Origin of the sequence: Enterococcus sp. DIV1937, from assembly GCF_050535975.1 — a bacterium.
In the GTDB taxonomy this organism is placed as follows: Bacteria; Bacillota; Bacilli; order Lactobacillales; family Enterococcaceae; genus Enterococcus; species Enterococcus faecalis.
In genome coordinates this window covers 1,521,540-1,540,378 of sequence record NZ_CP172909.1, presented here as the reverse complement: position 1 = coordinate 1,540,378, position 18,839 = coordinate 1,521,540, and the positions used below count along the sequence as shown (strand labels likewise).

Genomic DNA, 18,839 nt, shown 5'->3' with positions numbered 1-18,839 from the left:
TCTGAACGGAATGTTCAATTATTTAATAACTTAAGAATCGATAAATCGTATCTATTACGGTTCAATTTAAAGGGGTTCTGGTGTATAGTTTGGCTATCTAAAGATTTACTTTTTTAAGTATAAAATAACTAAATGGCAAGGAATATAAAGAACTGTTGATACGTGAGTACTTGCGATAACTGTGTCGTTAGAAGTTTAAGTGTCATTGTTGCTTTTCCTGTTTTATGTAGTTGCTAGAAAGGACTGTTTTTATGATCGATAGAAAAAAAGTTATTTTGTATACTTGTTGCATGAGTTTGTTTGTAGTGACCATGGATGTTACGGTTGTCAATGTGGCGTTACCATCCATTCAAAGTGATTTTCACACGAATCTGTCTACATTACAGTGGGTAACAGATGGCTACACTTTAATGGTAGCATCCTTATTATTGTTGTCTGGGTCTACAGCAGATCGAATTGGCCGTAAACGAGTCCTTCAATTGGGCTTAGCCTGTTTTGGTTTAGCGTCTTTCCTATGTGGGATTTCGCAAACCCCAGGGCAATTGATCGCGTTTCGCATGTTGCAAGGGATTGGTGGTTCTATGTTAAATCCGGTAGCAATGTCTATTATTACACAGGTATTTACCGAAAAGTTAGAACGTGCGAAAGCAATTGGCTTGTGGGGCTCTGTTACAGGGATTTCCTTAGGCATGGGCCCGATTATTGGCGGACTAATTGTTTCTTATTTTAGCTGGCGGTATGTCTTTTTTGTAAATGTACCGATCATTGCAGCGGCAATCATCCTTACACAAAAATTTGTACCTGAGTCAAAAGTAGAGAAGACGGCGAAAAATGATTTTGTTGGTCAAGCATTGATGATTCTTTTTCTATTTAGTTCTATCTATTCCATTATCGGACTACCTAGAAAAGGGCTTTTCGCGCCAGATATTTTAAGTACTGGGATAATCGGCTGCTTAGCCATTGTTATTTTCTTTATTTATGAATATAACATTGACAATCCGTTAATCAACCCGCGTTTCTTTTTATCTATTCCATTTACATCGGCTTCTTTTTTAGCTATTTTTGGCTTTATCATATATAACGGCTATTTATTTTTAAACACGCTATATTTGCAAGAGATGAGAGGCTTCAGCCCGTTGAAAGCTGGCTTATCAACCATTCCTTTGGCTTTTGTTAGTTTTCTTGTTGCCCCGAGAGCCGGCGAAATGGTAGGGAGAATAGGGACGAAACGTCCTATTATGCTTTGTGGTATTTCAATGTTGGCTGTTAGCTTTTTACAATTATTTGTAACTAAAACAACGCCTATGATTATTTTATTTGTTATTTATATCTTTTTAGGCATTGGGTTTGGGATGTTAAATTCGCCGATTACCATTACAGCGATTGAAGGAATGCCACTTTCTCAGTCAGGAACGGCAGCAGCCATTGCGGTGACATGTAAGCAAATTGGCAATTCTTTAGGGGTTGCGCTACCAAGTCTTTTAATTACAAAGCCTATTACTAGTTCGCTTACTCGAACACCTTTTACAAACGTATGGCTTTTATTTGGATGTTGCGCCATTGCGATTATCTTTTTAAGTTATTTATCCAATTCTCCGCTAGCGAAAAAGTCATTGCGCAGAGTTAGGTTTTATTTTTAACAAATCAAGATTTTTTTGAAGGGAAAGGAAGACAAACTTAGATGAAAAAAATAAATAACCGATTAGGACTCTTTTTATTTTTTGTTTTACTCTTTTGGGCAAAAACGATTCTGGCGTATTACCTAGATTTCTCATTGGGCGTTAAGGGCAGTCTCCAGCGAGAAATTTTATGGTTCAATCCAGTTGCTACTACGCTGTTATTATTTGGTTTTAGTTTGTATTTTAAAAAGCATAAAACATTTATGCTTAGCTTAACTCTTTTAAATGTTTTAAATACATTAATTTTATATTTGAATATTATTTTTTATCGTGAATTCACTGACTTTATTACCATCCAATCTGTTTTTGGCTTTTCAAAAGTTTCAGAAGGGATTTCTGGTGATTTACTTGCCTTAATGAGAGTCCACGATGTCTTTTATTGGCTAGATACTTTAGTGCTGCTCGTTTTGGTATTTTACTCTTTTAAACAGCGACGGAATCATCAAGTCTTTATGACTAAACCTATCAACAGAAGATTGGCGATCTCAATTAGTTGTTTAAGTGTCTTGCTCTTTTCGGTTAACTTATTTTTAAGCGAAACCGATCGTCCTCAATTGCTTCAAAGAATTTTTGATCGTAATTATATTGTAAAATATCTTGGCTTGGATGCATTCACAGCCATCGATGGTGTCAAAACAGCCATGTCAAATGAGGTAAGAGCAGAAGCTAGTTCAAACGAATTACCTGAAATCATGAAATTTACCAAGCAAAACAATTTACCGCTTAATCCGCAGTATGCCGGGATTGCCAAAGGGAAAAATGTATTTGTGATTCATTTAGAAAGTTTTCAACAATTTTTGATTAATATGAAAGTCCAAGGCCAAGAGGTTACACCGTTTTTAAATCAGCTTTATCAAAACAAAGCGACAATCAGTTTTGATAATTTCTTTCATGAAGTAGGGCAAGGAAAAACGAGTGATGCGGAGAACATGTTGGAAACAGGAACATTCGGGTTACCGCAAGGCTCTCTTTTTACACAATTAGGATCAGACAATACTTTCGAAGCGGCTCCCGCAGTTTTAGGACAAAAAGGCTATACAACCGCTGTTTTCCATGGAAATGTGGGGAGTTTTTGGAATCGAGACCATGTGTATAAAAACTTAGGATATCAATACTTTTTTGATCGGTCATATTTTTCAAAAGATGACAAAATGCTAGGTTACGGTATTTTAGATAAACAATTGTTGCGTGAATCAGCTAGTGAGCTTGAACATTTACAGCAGCCATTCTATGCGAAGTTTTTAACTGTGACCAATCATACCCCTTATTATACGGATGACCAAAACTTCCCGTTTCCTAAATTGAACACAGGCAATTCGATTGTGGATGATTATGTTCGAACAGCGCACTATTTGGATCAATCGCTAGAACAATTTTTCCATTACTTGCAAACAACAAGTTTATACAATCATTCTATTTTTGTTATTTATGGTGACCACTTCGGTATTTCAGATGCGAACAACAAGGACTTATGTAAAGCTTTCAACCGCGATCCAAAAACGTGGACAAACTATGACAATGCGCAATTGCAAAGAGTACCTTTGATGTTTTACATGCCAGGCTATACGCAAGGGAAAATCATGCACGAATATGGTGGGGAAATTGACGTTTTACCGACACTGTACCATCTTTTAGGTGTCGATGATAAAAATTATATCCATTTTGGCACGGACCTTTTATCTCCTCAATATAAACAAGTGGTTCCTTTTAGAAATGGCGATTTTGTAACGCCTCGATTTTCTTATCTAGGTGGGGAAATCTACAATAATCAAGGGAAAAAATTAGACCAAGTTCCAGCAGATTTAAAAGCAGAAGTCACGAAAGATAACGATTGGGTGAAAAAATCGTTAAGTTTATCTGACAAATTAAATCAGGAAAACCTTTTACGTTTTTATAAACCACAAGGATTCCAAGAAGTGCAACCAAAGGACTACAACTATTATGTGGCTTTTGAAAAAAACAAAGTCTTAGAAGTAGAAAAACAAAAAAATGCACAATCAACTAGCTTGTTTAGTCAAAATGGCAATCAAACGACAGTCCAAAATTATCCGACTACGCCATAGATCATTTAAGAAGGATAATTTTTGGAAGGGAAAGAGAATCATATATGAAGTGAAGGAGGTCAGAACAGAGCCGTTTATTTTCGAAGGAATAGGTTCTGTTCTCGCCATTTATCAGGTTTTGAGCCTGGAACAAAAATCCAAAGTGATTTTTGTCCCAGGCTCTTTCGCTCTTTTATTGAGTAAGAAGTCAGTTTAGAATTTATATTAAGTTTCGCTGTACATTTTAAAATTATCATCAACAGAAAATACAACAGGCGAATTTTTAGATAAAAAAATTAGTAAAACAAGTATTAAATAAATAGTATTTTTGAGGATAAAGTAAGAGAAATGTTGTTTTTTTAATAGTTGTTAACGGAAAACAAAATTATTTTATAGCCATAAAATATATTTTTATTATAATTATATTATAAAATAATGAGCATATGATTTGCAGATAAGTTTTTCAGGGCCTATTCTGAATAGGAACTTAGCTATAAAAATAAAAGAGGAGAGTGGTTTTGATGAGAAAAAATCAGAAGATTGTGCCAATTGTGACAGCTTCAGACGAAAATTATGCTCCTTATTTGAATGTAATGATGACAACTGTTTTAGAAAATTGTCATGCGGAGAGATCTGTTCATTTTTATGTGATTGATGATGGGCTGTCGCTATCTAGCAAAAAAGCACTCCAAGAAACGGTTAGTAGTAACTCACAAAATGCGACTGTTGAATTTCTAACAGCAGACAAAGAAGTTTATCAAAATTTTTTAGTGAGTGATCATATTACAACGACCGCTTACTTACGCATTTCTTTACCGTCACTTTTACAAAAATATAGCTATAAAAAGGTTCTTTATTTAGATGCAGATACGCTTGTTTTAGATGATATTGTCCAGTTGTATGATACGCCATTAGTGAACCAAACGATTGGCGCGGTTATTGATCCTGGGCAAGCATATGCCTTGAAACGTTTGGGCATCCATTCAGCCGATTATTATTTTAATTCAGGAGTCATGATGATTGATATTGACCGATGGAACGAGAAAGCAATCACCCAAAAAACAATTCAGTATCTAGAAGAAAATGGGGACCGCATAGTTTATCATGATCAAGATGCTTTAAACGCTGTTCTTTATGAAGATTGGCTAGCTTTAGAACCAAGATGGAATATGCAGACGTCTTTAGTTTTTAATCGTCATGAAGCGCCTAATGAAGCCTATCAAAAATTATATACAGCGGGAAATCAAGAGCCAGCGATTATTCATTTTACTGGTCACGATAAACCTTGGAATACGTTAGAAAATCATCCTTATACAGCTCTTTATCTAAACAAGTTAAAGAAAGTAGGTGCAAGAAATGGAAAATAGAAAAGAATTAGCGATTGTCTCCTGTTGCAATACCAACTTTGTACCGCATCTTGCTGCTATGTTTGTTTCAATTTTAGAAAATAGTCCTTCAGCGGCAGCTGTTCATTTTTATGTGATTGATGACAATATCAATTTTGAAAGCAAGCAACTACTGTATTTTACGATTAAACATACCCAAATCAATGCAGAGTTAACATTTTTAAAAATCAACCCCCATTTTTTCAAAAATGTTGTAACCAGTGAACGAATTCCCAAAACAGCTTACTACAGGATTGCTATTCCAGAGCTGTTTAGAGGAAGCCAGATCGAACGGCTGTTGTATATGGATTGTGACATGATTGCCTTAGATGATGTCGCAAAATTATGGACAGTTGATTTAGGTGAAAATATCATCGCCGCTGTTGAAGATGCAGGGTTCCATCAACGTTTGGAAAAAATGGCGATTCCTGCAGAATCTATGTGTTATTTTAACTCAGGCTTGTTGCTAATCGATGTTAAAAAATGGTTGAATTTAGATGTAACCACTAAAGTCTTAAGATTTATTGAAGAAAATCCAGATAAATTACGTTTCCATGATCAAGATGCATTGAATGCGGTTTTACACGACCGTTGGACCCTTTTGCATCCTAAGTGGAACGCCCAAGGTTATATTCTGTCAAAAGCGAAAAAACATCCAACTATTTATGGAGAAAAACAATATGAAGAAACGAGAAGAGCACCATCCATTATCCACTTTACTGGCCATGTCAAACCTTGGACGAAAGAATTTCAGTGGTATACCAAGCGTTATTATGATCAATATGCGAACAGGACTGCCTTTCGTTGTGTCAACACATTCAATCAATATTTATCTTATACGAAAATTAGCAGAAGGATTGAATATGCTCAATAATGAATATTGTCATGGATTTCGTAAAATCAGTTACTTGTTAGTTGTTGCCAAAACCAAACAATAGAAACGAAGAAGTCGGGATCGAACTGTTTTTCAGATTTTGAGTATGAGACAAAAATCTAAAGTGATTTTTGTCTCATACTCTTTTTTTTCTATTTAAAATAAAGCTAGCAACTGGTATCATATTTAAGGGTGGTTTTTTATAAAAAAATGATTTCTTGAGGAAAAAAATATTACAATAAAGAAAAATGAAAAAATGTAAACGTTATCATTTCAAGGTTATAGCGGTATGAAGATATTTATTAATACTTTTTATTGACAAAATAAAAAAAACCACCGTACTATTGGTTTGTGGTTATAACCAGTTAGGGTAAAGGAGAAAGTTATGGAAAATGCCTTTAAAAACAAAGCTTTGTATCATCAACTTGTTGATTTGCTGCAGGAACGAATCGAAACATGCATGATTCCTCATGACAAGTTGCCCTCTGAACGTGAATTGACTGCACAATATGGAGTGAGTCGGACGACGGTCCGGTTAGCGCTACAAGAACTAGAAAATAGAGGTTCCATCTATCGTCGTCATGGCAAAGGAACATTTGTTTCAGATATAAAAAAAGAGGCCGCTGATTTAGCTGGCGCATATAGTTTTACAGAACAAATGAAAGGGCTGGGTCGAAAACCACATACCCGTATATTATCCTTCGAAAAATTGGAAGCGGATAAATTTATTTGTCAGCATTTGAATCTTTCGTTAGGAGAGGCAGTTTTTAAATTAAGTCGGTTGCGGATTGCTGATAACGAGCCATTAATGGTTGAAGACACATACTTGCCTGTGAAATTTTTCTTATCACTCACGGATCAATTACTACGTAGCAAGCCATTATATGATCTATTTTCGGAAGATTTTAAGCAAACCGTTCGTTTAGCTGATGAAGAATTATACGCTAGCATTGCGTCAAAAGAAGATGCCAAATTATTGATGATTCCGGAAGGAGCGCCAGTCCTTCATTTAGCACGCCAGACATATAACATGAAAAATGAAATTATTGAATTTACGTTGAGTGTGGCGCGAGCAGATCAATTTCATTATCAGATACGCCATATTCGGAATAGTTAGGAGAGTTAAGTATGTTTACAGCAGAAAAAGAAGAACTAGAACAACTAGGAGCGGAAATCACGACACGTGAAATTCGTCAGCAACCTGAGCTTTGGCAAGAAACCGTGACACTTTATCATGAAAATCAAACAGCTTTGGAAAACTTTTTAAAAGAAGTCCAAGCTAAAGCGCAAGGAAAACGCACAAGAGTAATTTTTACAGGAGCAGGGACTTCACAATATGTCGGTGATACTGTTGTACCTTATCTCCGAGCACACGGCGACACACAAGCCTTTTCATTCGAAAGTATTGGGACAACGGATATTGTGGCCAAACCAGAAGATTATCTGATTAAAGACGAACCAACATTGCTAGTTTCGTTTGCAAGAAGTGGAAATAGTCCTGAAAGTTTAGCGGCAGTTGAAGTAGCTAATCAAGTGGTTGAAACAATTCATCATTTAGCGATTACTTGTGCCGAAGAAGGACAACTGGCACAAATAAGCCAAAAAGAAGAAAACAGCTTTTTATTCTTAATGCCAACACGTTCCAATGATGGTGGTTTTGCGATGACTGGTAGCTTTTCTTGCATGACCTTGGGTACATTACTACTCTTTGATCAAACAGCCTTTGAGCAAAAACAAGATTATGTAACCGCTCTAATTAAATTAGGTGAAGAAGTGCTATCCCGTGAAGAAGAATTAAATGAAATTGTTAACCTTGATTTTGAACGAATTGTTTATGTTGGTTCTGGAAGTTTAGCTGGTTTGACAAGAGAAGCGCAATTGAAAATTTTAGAACTAACAGCCGGCAAAGTTGCCACAATTTTTGACTCTTCTATGGGCTTCCGTCATGGACCAAAATCATTTATTAATGAAAAAACAATAATGTTTGGTTTTGTTAATAATACACCATACACAAGAGATTATGATTTGGATATCTTAGAAGAAGTTCACGGTGACGAAATTGCGGCGGGTGTTTTTGCGATTGCTCAACCTGGCAAACGTAATTTCTCAGGTTCAACTATTGAATATTCCGCAGAAACTGCTCTATTACCTGATGGCTATTTAGCATTAGCAGATATCATGGTAGCCCAAACAGTCGCACTTTTAACATCTATTAAAGTTGGAAATAAACCGGATACCCCTTCACCGACAGGTACAGTGAATCGTGTGGTTAAAGGCGTAACGATTTATGACTATAAATAATACAACATTTGGAGGAGGAACTATGCTTACGTTAACAGCTGGAAAAAAAGCGGCAATGGATCGTTTGTCAACCCAAGAAGGAATCATTAGCGCATTAGCCATTGATCAACGAGGTGCCTTGAAAAAAATGATCAAAGCGCTAGATGTAGAGCCAACTGATGCACAAATTGAAACGTTTAAAGAATTAGTCTCGAAAGAATTGACACCTTATGCGTCCGCCATTTTATTGGATCCAGAATATGGATTGCCTGCTGCAAAAGCACGCGATACCGAGGCTGGATTGTTACTCGCTTATGAAAAAACGGGCTATGATGCAACAACTCCGGGACGATTGCCTGATTTACTAGCAGACTGGTCTGTTTTACGCTTGAAAGAAGAAGGCGCAGATGCGATTAAATTTTTACTATACTATGATGTGGATGAGGATCCAGAAATCAATCATCAAAAACATGTCTTCATTGAACGCTTAGGAAGTGAATGTGCAGAAGAAGACCTACCATTTTACTTAGAATTAGTTTCTTATGATGCACAAATAGCAGATGCGACTTCTTTAGAATATGCAAAAGTTAAACCGCATAAAGTGAATGAAATGATGAAAGAATTTTCTAAACCCCAATATAAAGTAGATGTATTGAAAGTGGAAGTTCCAGTTAATATGAATTTTGTAGAAGGTTTTGCGCCGGCTGAAACAGCGTATACAAAAGAGGAAGCGGCGAATTATTTCTTAGAACAAAGTCAAGCCACTGATTTACCATTCATCTTTTTAAGTGCCGGTGTCTCAACAGAGCTATTCCAAGAAACACTACGTTTCGCTAAAGAAGCTGGTTCAACATTTAATGGTGTTTTATGTGGCCGAGCTACGTGGAAAAATGGCGTGAAACCTTTCGTTGAAGCAGGAGAAACTGCGGCTTGTGATTGGTTAAAAACAGAAGGCCGAGAAAACATTGAAAGTTTAAATGAAGTCATCGCAGCAACCGCCAGCTCTTGGCATGCGAAAGTTCAAGTAAACGAAGGGTAATTGGGAGGCATAGCTGTGATAGTAACAGTAACAATGAATCCGTCAATTGACATCTCCTACCTATTAGATCATCTAAAGCTTGATACCGTTAATCGGACCAGTCAGGTGACCAAAACCCCTGGTGGCAAAGGACTAAATGTCACTCGCGTTATTCATGATTTAGGTGGAGATGTTATCGCTACCGGCGTTCTTGGTGGTTTTCATGGGGCGTTTATTGCAAACGAGTTAAAGAAAGCAAACATCCCTCAAGCATTTACGTCAATCAAAGAAGAAACGCGTGATTCGATTGCGATTTTGCACGAGGGGAATCAAACTGAAATTTTAGAAGCTGGACCAACTGTTTCCCCAGAAGAAATCAGTAACTTCCTTGAAAATTTCGATCAATTAATTAAGCAAGCAGAAATTGTCACAATTTCTGGCAGTTTAGCGAAAGGATTACCATCAAATTTTTATCAAGAATTAGTTCAAAAAGCTCACGCACAAGAGGTTAAAGTGCTACTAGATACTTCTGGGGATAGTTTAAGGCAAGTTCTTCAAGGACCATGGAAACCGTATTTAATTAAACCTAATTTAGAGGAACTAGAAGGATTGCTAGAGCAAGATTTTTCAGAAAATCCATTAGCAGCTGTACAAACAGCTTTAACAAAACCAATGTTTGCTGGAATTGAATGGATTGTCGTATCTTTAGGAAAAGATGGTGCAATTGCCAAACATCACGATCAGTTCTATCGTGTAAAAATTCCAACGATTCAAGCTAAAAATCCTGTTGGTTCAGGAGATGCAACCATTGCTGGTCTTGCATATGGACTAGCCAAGGATGCCCCAGCGGCCGAACTGCTAAAATGGGGCATGGCGGCTGGAATGGCTAATGCCCAAGAAAGAACGACTGGGCATGTAGACGTAGAGAACGTGAAGAAACATCTTATGAACATCCAAGTAGTTGAAATTGCTAAATAAAGAGCTTTCTTTATTTAGCAATTATCCAGTAATTGAAAGCGTTTACTAGAAAGGGTGGCAATGTGGACAGATTTGAAATTAAAGAGGAGTTTCTTTTAAATGGTCAACCATTTAAAATTTTATCAGGCGCCATTCATTATTTTCGTGTAGATCCCTCAGATTGGTATCATTCACTTTATAACTTGAAAGCTTTAGGCTTCAATACAGTTGAGACATATGTACCATGGAATTTACATGAACCGCAAAAAGGAACATTTCATTTTGAGGGAATATTAGATTTGGAGCGCTTTTTAAAATTAGCACAAGAACTTGGACTATATGCGATTGTGCGGCCGTCTCCTTATATTTGTGCAGAATGGGAGTTTGGCGGTTTTCCAGCCTGGCTATTAAATGAACCAGGACGGATGCGTTCGAATAATCCAACCTATCTGAAGCATGTTGCGGAATATTATGATGTTTTAATGGAAAAAATTGTTCCGCATCAACTTGCTAACGGTGGCAATATTTTAATGATTCAAATCGAAAACGAATATGGTTCATTTGGCGAAGAAAAAGCGTATTTACGGGCGATTCGCGATTTGATGATTGCACGCGGCGTGACAGCACCATTTTTTACTTCTGACGGGCCATGGCGCGCAACATTGCGGGCAGGCAGCATGATTGAAGATGATATTTTAGTAACTGGGAATTTTGGCTCAAAAGCCAAAGAAAATTTCGGTATGATGCAAGCCTTTTTTGAAGAACATGGTAAAAAATGGCCGCTAATGTGTATGGAATTTTGGGATGGCTGGTTTAATCGTTGGAAAGAGCCAATTATTAAACGAGATCCGCAAGAATTGGCTGAATCAGTTAGAGAAGCATTAGCATTAGGCAGTATCAACTTATATATGTTTCATGGCGGCACCAATTTTGGGTTTATGAATGGCTGCTCCGCACGAGGAACCATTGATTTACCACAAATCACTTCCTATGATTATGATGCGCCACTTGATGAACAAGGGAACCCAACCGAAAAGTATTTTGCGTTACAAAAAATGCTTCACGAAGAGTACCCTGCGTTACCACAAGCTGAACCATTAGTAAAAGATTCTTTTGCGCAAACAGCAATTCCTTTAACAAACAAAGTGAGTTTGTTTGCGACTTTAGAAACGATTAGTCAGCCAGTGGTCAGCGTTTATCCGCAAACCATGGAACAATTAGGACAAAATACCGGCTATCTTCTTTACCGAACAAGCATTGAAAAAGATGCTGCAGAAGAAAAGCTAAGAGTGATTGACGGTCGTGATCGTCTGCAATTATTTGTCAATCAGGTACATCAAGCAACGCAATATCAAACGGAAATTGGCGAAGATATTTACGTTACACTGCCGCAAGAGAATAATCAAATCGATGTTTTAATGGAAAATATGGGTCGTGTCAATTACGGGCACAAACTATTTGCAGATACTCAGAAAAAAGGGATTCGAACGGGTGTCATGGCAGATTTACATTTTATGACACAATGGCAACAATATTGTTTACCTATGACAAGCTGTGAACAGGTAGACTATTCAAGAGAATGGCAACCTGATCAACCAAGCTTTTACCAGTATCATATGGAGTTAGCAGAAGTGAAAGATACATTTATTGATGTTTCTAAATTCGGCAAAGGAATTGTTTTTGTTAACCAAACCAATCTTGGTCGTTTCTGGAATGTTGGTCCGACGCTTTCCTTATATATTCCCAAAGGATTATTAAAAGAAGGGCAAAATGAGATCGTCATTTTTGAAACGGAAGGAACGTACCAACCAGAAATTCAGTTAGTAAAAGAACCACTATATAAAGAAATGAAAGAGGGATTACAATGAGTATTATTGGCGTAAGAATTGATGGACGTTTGATTCATGGACAAGTGGCAAATTTATGGGCGACAAAATTGAATATTTCCAGAATTATGGTCGTTGATGATGAGGTTGCAGGGAATGCCATTGAAAAAAGTGGCTTAAAATTAGCAACACCAGCTGGCGTGAAACTAAGCGTGTTACCAGTTGAAAAAGCTGCTCAAAATATTTTAGCAGGAAAATACGACTCACAACGTTTACTAATTGTGGTACGGAAACCAGATCGTTTATTAAAACTAGTAGAACTTGGGGTGCCGATTAAAGAAATCAATGTTGGGAACATGTCTCAAACAAACGAAACACGGTCGATTACTAAGTCAATCAATGTGGTCGATCAAGATATTGATGTTTTTAAAGAGTTAAATGCTAAAGGTGTCCATCTGATTGCTCAAATGGTGCCAAGTGACAAAGCGGAAGACTTTATGAGTTTGATAACAAAATAGGAGGGAACAAAAAATGAATATCTTATGGTGGCAGATCTTATTATTAACATTATACGCAGGATACCAAATTTTAGATGAATTACAAATTTATTCTTCATTAAGTGCGCCAGTGTTTGCAGGTCTTTTTGCAGGATTAGTGATGGGGGATATTAAAGCAGGACTTATTATTGGTGGAAGTATGCAATTAACTGTATTAGGAGTTGGGACTTTCGGGGGTGCCTCCAAAATTGATGCTAACTCAGGCACGATTCTTGCCACAGCATTTTCTGTGTCTTTAGGAATGAATCCTGAACAAGCAATCGCTGCTATTGCAGTACCAGTTGCTAGTTTAATGATTCAATTAGACATTTTGGCTCGCTTTGCGAATACCTACTTTGCACATCGGATTGATAAAATGGTCGAAGATATGAACTACAAAGGAATTGAACGTAACTTCTTAATGGGTGCTTTACCATGGTCTCTTTCTCGAATGATTCCAGTCTTCTTAGCACTTGCTTTTGGTGGTGGTTTAGTACAAAAAGTTGTATCTGTCCTAAATGGCGATTTGAAATGGTTAGGTGATGGCTTGTCTGTTGCTGGGGCGGTCTTACCAGCGGTCGGTTTTGCAATTTTACTACGTTACTTACCAGTGAAAAAACATTTCCCTTATTTAATTCTTGGTTTCACTGTAACTGCTTTACTAGGAACAATCTTTACAAACATGCAACTTTTAGGAACATCTGTTGCGAGCGTTGTGAAAGACTTCAGTGGTGTATTTAACGCACTACCAATGTTAGCAGTTGCTTTAATTGGTTTCGCTTTAGCCGCAATTAGCTACAAAAATGGCCAAATGATTCCGAGTGGGCCAGCAGCCAAAAAAGAACATGCAGCGAATGATTCAGACGAAGGAGAGATTGAAGATGACGAAATCTAATTATAAATTGACGAAAGAAGATTTTAAACAAATTAATCGCAGAAGCTTGTTTACTTTCCAATTAGGTTGGAACTACGAAAGAATGCAAGGATCAGGTTACTTGTATACGATTTTGCCACAATTGCGTAAAATTTATGGGGATGATACGCCTGAATTAAAAGAAGTGATGAAAACACACACGCAATTTTTCAATACTTCAAACTTCTTTAATACGATTATTACAGGGATCGATTTGGCCATTGAAGAAAAAGAAGGCATTGCTGGAAAACAAACAGTTTCAGGTTTGAAAACTGGTTTAATGGGACCGTTTGCAGCAATTGGGGATTCAATTTTCGCAGCTTTAATTCCAACTATTTTTGGGGCGCTAGCTGCCAACATGGCGATTAATGGCAACCCAACTGGTATCTTTATCTGGATTGTTGCTCAAATTGCCGTGATGGTCTTCCGTTGGAAACAATTGGAATTTGCGTATCGCGAAGGAATTTCTTTGGTAACAACTATGCAACACCGCTTAACTGCCTTAACAGACGCTGCAACTTTACTAGGGGTCTTCATGGTTGGCGCTTTAGTGGCAACGATGGTTAATGTGAAACTATCATGGGCACCAAGTATTGGGGATGTAACACTTAACATGCAAAATAACTTGGATATGATTTTACCACGTCTACTTCCTGCAGGAATTGTCGGTGGCGTTTATTGGATGCTAGGTAAAAAGAATATGACGTCTACTAAAGCCATTTTTATCGTATTAATTGTCTGTGTCGCATTGTCTGCGTTAGGTGTTATTTCAAAATAAGTAAGACAGGAGAAAATCGATGAGTGAACATTTAGTTTTAGTAAGTCATGGCCGTTTTTGCGAGGAATTGAAAAAAAGTGCGGAGATGATTATAGGACCGCAAGAAACAATTTCCACTGTTACTTTATTACCAGAAGAAGGTGAAGCTGACTTTTTAGAAAAATTTGAAGCGATTACGGAATCGCTAGAAGATTTTGTTGTCTTTGCTGATCTATTAGGGGGGACACCTTGTAATATTTTATCGAAAAAAATTATGCAAGGTGCTTCGTTTGACTTATATACTGGGATGAATTTACCGATGGTTATCAGCTATGTAAATGCAAGTTTATTAGCGATCGAAGGTGACTATGTTAAGGAATCAGCAGAAAGTATTGTGAAAGTCAACGAATTGCTGCTAAATGTTGCAGTAGATGATGAGGATGAATAATTCTGACTTGTTGTCGTAAGTAATTAAAGTTTTTAAGAGAATGATTTAGAAATGGACGTTCCAAAAATAAAAGAATTTATTTTTGGAACGCCCCTTTAATTGTTAATAATGAAAGCGTGTTCAAAAATGTTAGGGGGCTGATTTATCAGATGAAACATGGAAAAATAAAACGATTTAGTACATTGACACTATTGGCAAGCGCAACGATTTTAGTACCATTAAGTACGTCTGCAGAAGAAACAACAAACAGCAGCACTGAAACAAGCTCATCAATGGTGGAACCTACCGCAACAGAAGAAAAATTGTGGCAATCTGATTTTCCAGGAGGGAAAATTGGTGAGTGGCAAGATGTGATTGGTAAAACAAATCGAGAATTAGCAGGAGAGTCATTGGCGATTTCACGAGATGCAGCAGCAGGTAATAATGCCGTATCTTTAAATTTAGATTCCCCTAAATTAGCTGATGGTGAAGTAGAAACAAAGTTTAAATACACTGCTGGAAGCGGTCGAACGGGTGTGATTATTCGTGGTAATACCAAAGATAGCTGGGTTTTTGTAGGCTATAACGCGAATGGCAAATGGTTAGTTGAAAGCCCTAATTCGTGGAATGATTCAATTTCTGGGCCAACGTTAAATGAAGATACGAATTATTTGTTGAAAGTACGTTATGTTGGTGAAAAAATTACTATCTGGCTTAACACCACGTTGATTTACGAAGGAGAACCTGTTTTGGCCAACGGAGACAAAATTCCAACAGAAGCCGGACATGTGGGTGTCCGTTTGTGGTACGACAAAAAAATTGTCAATTATGACTATTTTAAAAATGGCCCCGTAGATAGCATTCCAGAAATTGTGCCAGAAGTGACCCAAATTGCGCCAGTCAAAGTTTTTACAAAAATTGGTGTCGCACCAAAATTACCGAAACAAGTAAAAGTGACCTATAATACTGGTAAAGAAGCCAATGAAGCAGTCCGTTGGGATGAAATCGATCCTGCTGCATACAAAGAACCAGGAACTTTTGAAGTCGACGGTACTTTGGAAAATACAAACATCAAAGCAAAAGCCAGCATTGTTGTTGCTAAAGACAATGAAGCTGAAAAAGGCGACAAAATCTCTTCCGCAGATTTAACAGCCGTGGTTGATCCACAATTTCCACGAATTATTCGCTACGAAGACCCTCAGAGTAATCAAGTGATTTTTAATGGCCAACACGAGAAAATTGACCAAGTAATGATTGATGGCAAAGCATATAAAGCAACTGCTGAAAAACAAAAGAGTGAAGCAAATCAAGCCGTTTATAACGTAGCTGTCCCAGAAATTGGTTTGCATTTCACAACGACATTGACTGTTTCCGAAGGCCAAGAATTAGCTATGAAACTCTCAGATATTCGTGAAGAAGGAATCAAAATACACACAATTTCAATTCCAAATCAAGGCTTGATTTCTGTCAATAGTACAGATGAAGGGGCGACTTTTGCTGGCGTTGTGATGAATACTGGGACAAATGCAAATAACGGAAATAAAAATGGTGATACTATCCAAGATTTAACTACAACAAGCCAAGAAGAAACGAAAAAATATATGTATGGTTTCTTAAATACGGCGAATTATGCTGCAAGTTTTTGGACGAACGCCTATGGAGACGGCTCTGTCGATGGTAGTGACAACAATCGAATCCATAAACAAACAAAAGAAGCGGCGACTGGTTTTGTAACAACCTTGTCAAGTGGGGCATGGACCTATCGACCATTTGATGCACCGGAAGATTACACAACTGGAGAAAGACCAGAAGTGAAAGTTAAATTCTCAAAAGATAGCAACGACGACAATCGGGTGGATTGGCAAGATGCGGCAATTGGGTTCCGTTCAATTATGAATAACCCAATGGGCGCGGAAAAAGTCCCTGAATTAGTCAACCAACGGATTCCTTTTAACTTTGCTAGTCAGGCGACAAATCCATTCTTAGTGACGTTAGACGAATCAAAACGTATTTACAATTTAACAGATGGATTAGGACAAATGAATTTACTAAAAGGGTATCAAAATGAAGGACATGATTCTGCGCATCCAGATTACGGTGCTATTGGTCAGCGACCTGGTGGGGAACAAGCGTTGAATCAATTAATTGATGAAGGACATAAATTAAATGCCGTTTTCGGTGTGCATATTAATGACACCGAGTCTTACCCAGAAGCAAAAGGATTTAATGAGGAATTAGTTGATCCAACGAAGCGTGGCTGGGATTGGTTAGATCCGTCTTATTTTATTAAACAAAGACCCGATGCATTGAGTGGTCGTCGCTATGAGCGCTTTAAAGAATTAAAACAAAAAGCACCGAATCTAGATTATATTTATGTTGATGTTTGGGGCAACCAAGGCGAATCAGGTTGGGCAAGTCGTCAACTAAGTAAAGAAATTAATTCACTCGGTTGGTTTACAACCAATGAATTTCCGAATGCTTTAGAGTATGACTCGGTTTGGAACCATTGGTCTGCAGAAAAAGATTACGGCGGTACAACAACGAAAGGCTTTAACAGTACAATCGTTCGTTTTATTCGGAATCATCAAAAAGACACTTGGATTATTTCCGACAACCCTTTGTTAGGTGGAGCTGAATTTGAAGCCTATGAAGGTTGGGTGGGTAAAACCAATTTTAATACCTATCGCCAAAAAACTTTTGCCATTAATGTCCCAACTAAGTTCTTACAACATTACCAAATTACAAACTGGGAAACTACAACAGCAGCAGATGGTCAAATCTATGGCACGATTAAATTAGCGAACGGTGCTGAAAAAGTGACCGTTACTCAAGCAGATGCTAATTCGCCAAGAAGCATTACGTTAAATGAGACAGAAGTTCTAAAAGGTGATGCGTATCTACTGCCTTGGAATGTCAATGGTCAAGACAAACTATATCACTGGAATCCAAAAGGCGGTACCAGCACTTGGTCATTGGATAAGAAACTGCAAGGAAAAACGAATTTACATTTATATGAATTAACAGATCAAGGGCGTATTGACAAAGGCGCAATTGCCACTACAAATAACCAAGTGACCATCCAAGCCGAGGCTAATACACCGTATGTCATTGCTGAACCTGACAGTATTGAACCGATGACATTCGGAACAGGAACACCATTTAAAGATCCTGGATTTAATGAAGCCAATACCTTAAAAAATAACTGGAAAGTTTTCCGAGGTGATGGAGAGGTTAAAAAAGATGCTAACGGTGATTATGTCTTTAGTTCAGAAAAAGAAAGAACCGAAATCAAACAAGACATCAATCTTCCTAAACCAGGAAAATATAGTTTGTATTTAAACACAGAAACACATGATCGCAAAGCCACAGTAACTGTTAAAATTGGTGGTAAAAAATATACGCGGACAGTGAATAATTCGGTTGCCCAAAACTACATTCAGGCAGATATTAACCATACAAGCAGGAAAAATCCGCAGTATATGCAAAATATGCGAATTGATTTTGAAATCCCAGATAATGCCAAAAAAGGCTCGGTGACATTAGCGGTTGATAAAGGCAATTCCGTTACAAAATTTGATGATTTACGAATTGTTGAGCGTCAAACGGATATCATGAACCCAGACAAACAAACAGTTATTAAGCAAGATTTTGAAGACACACAAGCAGTTGGGTTATATCCGTTTGTTAAAGGCTCAGCTGGTGGTGTAGAAGATCCACGGATTCATTTATCAGAAAGAAATGAACCTTACACACAATATGGTTGGAATGGAAACCTTGTTTCAGATGTATTAGAAGGCAACTGGTCCTTGAAAGCCCATAAACAAGGAGCAGGTTTGATGCTTCAAACAATTCCGCAAAATATTAAATTTGAACCGAACAAGAAATATACGGTCCAATTTGATTATCAAACTGATGGTGAAAATGTCTTTACTGCTGGGACCATTAATGGGGAGTTGAAAAATAACAATGACTTTAAGCCAGTCGGTGAGTTGACTTCGACAGCAGCAGATGGTCAAACCAAGCATTATGAAGCAGAAATAATTGGGGATGCTTCAGGAAACACTACGTTTGGTATTTTTACAACAGGTGCCGATAAAGATTTCATTATGGATAACTTTACGGTCACAGTGGAATCGAAAAAATAA

Annotated in this window: 14 protein-coding genes; all 14 read left to right on the top strand. The window is 37.5% G+C overall.

The genetic code is table 11. From position 1 onward, the window contains the following. Nucleotides 1-251 precede the first annotated feature (251 nt). The 14 genes from IGL13_RS07475 to IGL13_RS07410 all read left to right on the top strand — a co-directional run bounded on the left by IGL13_RS07475 (nt 252) and on the right by IGL13_RS07410 (nt 18,839). Nucleotides 252-1,640 carry an MFS transporter gene (locus IGL13_RS07475; protein ID WP_010711710.1) on the top strand — a complete coding sequence of 463 codons (1,389 nt, stop codon included), beginning with the start codon at nt 252-254 and terminating at the stop codon, nt 1,638-1,640. A 41-nt stretch (nt 1,641-1,681) separates the two neighbouring features. Next, a complete protein-coding gene (locus IGL13_RS07470; protein WP_002378413.1) occupies nt 1,682-3,742 on the top strand; it encodes an LTA synthase family protein in 2,061 nt (686 codons plus the stop codon). A 500-nt stretch (nt 3,743-4,242) separates the two neighbouring features. After that, nucleotides 4,243-5,088, top strand: coding sequence for a glycosyltransferase family 8 protein (locus IGL13_RS07465; protein WP_002401385.1), 846 nt, complete (start codon nt 4,243-4,245; stop codon nt 5,086-5,088). Continuing rightward, nucleotides 5,078-5,980: a glycosyltransferase family 8 protein gene (locus IGL13_RS07460; RefSeq protein ID WP_002382420.1), complete on the top strand. Its 903-nt coding sequence runs from the start codon at nt 5,078-5,080 to the stop codon at nt 5,978-5,980. Before IGL13_RS07465 ends, IGL13_RS07460 begins: the two co-directional genes overlap by 11 nt. Nucleotides 5,981-6,365: 385 nt before the next feature. Beyond that, entirely contained in the window at nt 6,366-7,097 is a 732-nt protein-coding gene (locus tag IGL13_RS07455; RefSeq protein WP_002360115.1) for a GntR family transcriptional regulator, read from the top strand. An 11-nt stretch (nt 7,098-7,108) separates the two neighbouring features. After that, nucleotides 7,109-8,281 carry an SIS domain-containing protein gene (agaS, locus tag IGL13_RS07450; protein WP_002357242.1) on the top strand — a complete coding sequence of 391 codons (1,173 nt, stop codon included), beginning with the start codon at nt 7,109-7,111 and terminating at the stop codon, nt 8,279-8,281. A gap of 22 nt (nt 8,282-8,303) precedes the next feature. Next, nucleotides 8,304-9,299, top strand: a complete 996-nt coding sequence (lacD, locus tag IGL13_RS07445) for a tagatose-bisphosphate aldolase (protein ID WP_002357245.1) — start codon at nt 8,304-8,306, stop codon at nt 9,297-9,299. A gap of 15 nt (nt 9,300-9,314) precedes the next feature. Continuing rightward, nucleotides 9,315-10,256: a hexose kinase gene (locus IGL13_RS07440; RefSeq protein WP_002388146.1), complete on the top strand. Its 942-nt coding sequence runs from the start codon at nt 9,315-9,317 to the stop codon at nt 10,254-10,256. A 32-nt stretch (nt 10,257-10,288) separates the two neighbouring features. Further along, nucleotides 10,289-12,103, top strand: a complete 1,815-nt coding sequence (locus IGL13_RS07435; RefSeq protein ID WP_002401384.1) for a glycoside hydrolase family 35 protein — start codon at nt 10,289-10,291, stop codon at nt 12,101-12,103. Beyond that, the gene (locus IGL13_RS07430) at nt 12,100-12,579 is read left to right on the top strand and encodes a PTS system mannose/fructose/N-acetylgalactosamine-transporter subunit IIB (protein WP_002357249.1); all 480 of its coding nucleotides are present in this window, start codon (nt 12,100-12,102) and stop codon (nt 12,577-12,579) included. The genes IGL13_RS07435 and IGL13_RS07430 overlap by 4 nt, the downstream gene beginning before the upstream one ends. Before the next feature lie 13 nt (nt 12,580-12,592). Further along, on the top strand, nt 12,593-13,492 hold the full coding sequence (locus IGL13_RS07425; RefSeq protein WP_002357253.1) for a PTS mannose/fructose/sorbose/N-acetylgalactosamine transporter subunit IIC: 900 nt from the start codon (nt 12,593-12,595) through the stop codon (nt 13,490-13,492). Next, nucleotides 13,479-14,288, top strand: coding sequence for a PTS system mannose/fructose/sorbose family transporter subunit IID (locus tag IGL13_RS07420; protein WP_002357254.1), 810 nt, complete (start codon nt 13,479-13,481; stop codon nt 14,286-14,288). The genes IGL13_RS07425 and IGL13_RS07420 overlap by 14 nt, the downstream gene beginning before the upstream one ends. A 19-nt stretch (nt 14,289-14,307) precedes the next feature. Further along, nucleotides 14,308-14,715 carry a PTS sugar transporter subunit IIA gene (locus IGL13_RS07415; protein ID WP_002357255.1) on the top strand — a complete coding sequence of 136 codons (408 nt, stop codon included), beginning with the start codon at nt 14,308-14,310 and terminating at the stop codon, nt 14,713-14,715. 149 nt (nt 14,716-14,864) lie between these two features. After that, on the top strand, nt 14,865-18,839 hold the full coding sequence (locus tag IGL13_RS07410; RefSeq protein ID WP_002401383.1) for an endo-alpha-N-acetylgalactosaminidase family protein: 3,975 nt from the start codon (nt 14,865-14,867) through the stop codon (nt 18,837-18,839).

Excerpts from the sequence above, each read along its gene's own strand:
- IGL13_RS07470 (WP_002378413.1), top strand. The coding sequence starts at position 1,682 with ATGAAAAAAATAAATAACCGATTAGGACTCTTTTTATTTTTTGTTTTA.
- IGL13_RS07425 (WP_002357253.1), top strand. The coding sequence starts at position 12,593 with ATGAATATCTTATGGTGGCAGATCTTATTATTAACATTATACGCAGGA.
- IGL13_RS07465 (WP_002401385.1), top strand. The coding sequence starts at position 4,243 with ATGAGAAAAAATCAGAAGATTGTGCCAATTGTGACAGCTTCAGACGAA.
- IGL13_RS07415 (WP_002357255.1), top strand. The coding sequence starts at position 14,308 with ATGAGTGAACATTTAGTTTTAGTAAGTCATGGCCGTTTTTGCGAGGAA.
- lacD (WP_002357245.1), top strand. The coding sequence starts at position 8,304 with ATGCTTACGTTAACAGCTGGAAAAAAAGCGGCAATGGATCGTTTGTCA.
- IGL13_RS07460 (WP_002382420.1), top strand. The coding sequence starts at position 5,078 with ATGGAAAATAGAAAAGAATTAGCGATTGTCTCCTGTTGCAATACCAAC.
- IGL13_RS07475 (WP_010711710.1), top strand. The coding sequence starts at position 252 with ATGATCGATAGAAAAAAAGTTATTTTGTATACTTGTTGCATGAGTTTG.
- IGL13_RS07420 (WP_002357254.1), top strand. The coding sequence starts at position 13,479 with ATGACGAAATCTAATTATAAATTGACGAAAGAAGATTTTAAACAAATT.
- IGL13_RS07410 (WP_002401383.1), top strand. The coding sequence starts at position 14,865 with ATGAAACATGGAAAAATAAAACGATTTAGTACATTGACACTATTGGCA.
- agaS (WP_002357242.1), top strand. The coding sequence starts at position 7,109 with ATGTTTACAGCAGAAAAAGAAGAACTAGAACAACTAGGAGCGGAAATC.
- IGL13_RS07430 (WP_002357249.1), top strand. The coding sequence starts at position 12,100 with ATGAGTATTATTGGCGTAAGAATTGATGGACGTTTGATTCATGGACAA.
- IGL13_RS07455 (WP_002360115.1), top strand. The coding sequence starts at position 6,366 with ATGGAAAATGCCTTTAAAAACAAAGCTTTGTATCATCAACTTGTTGAT.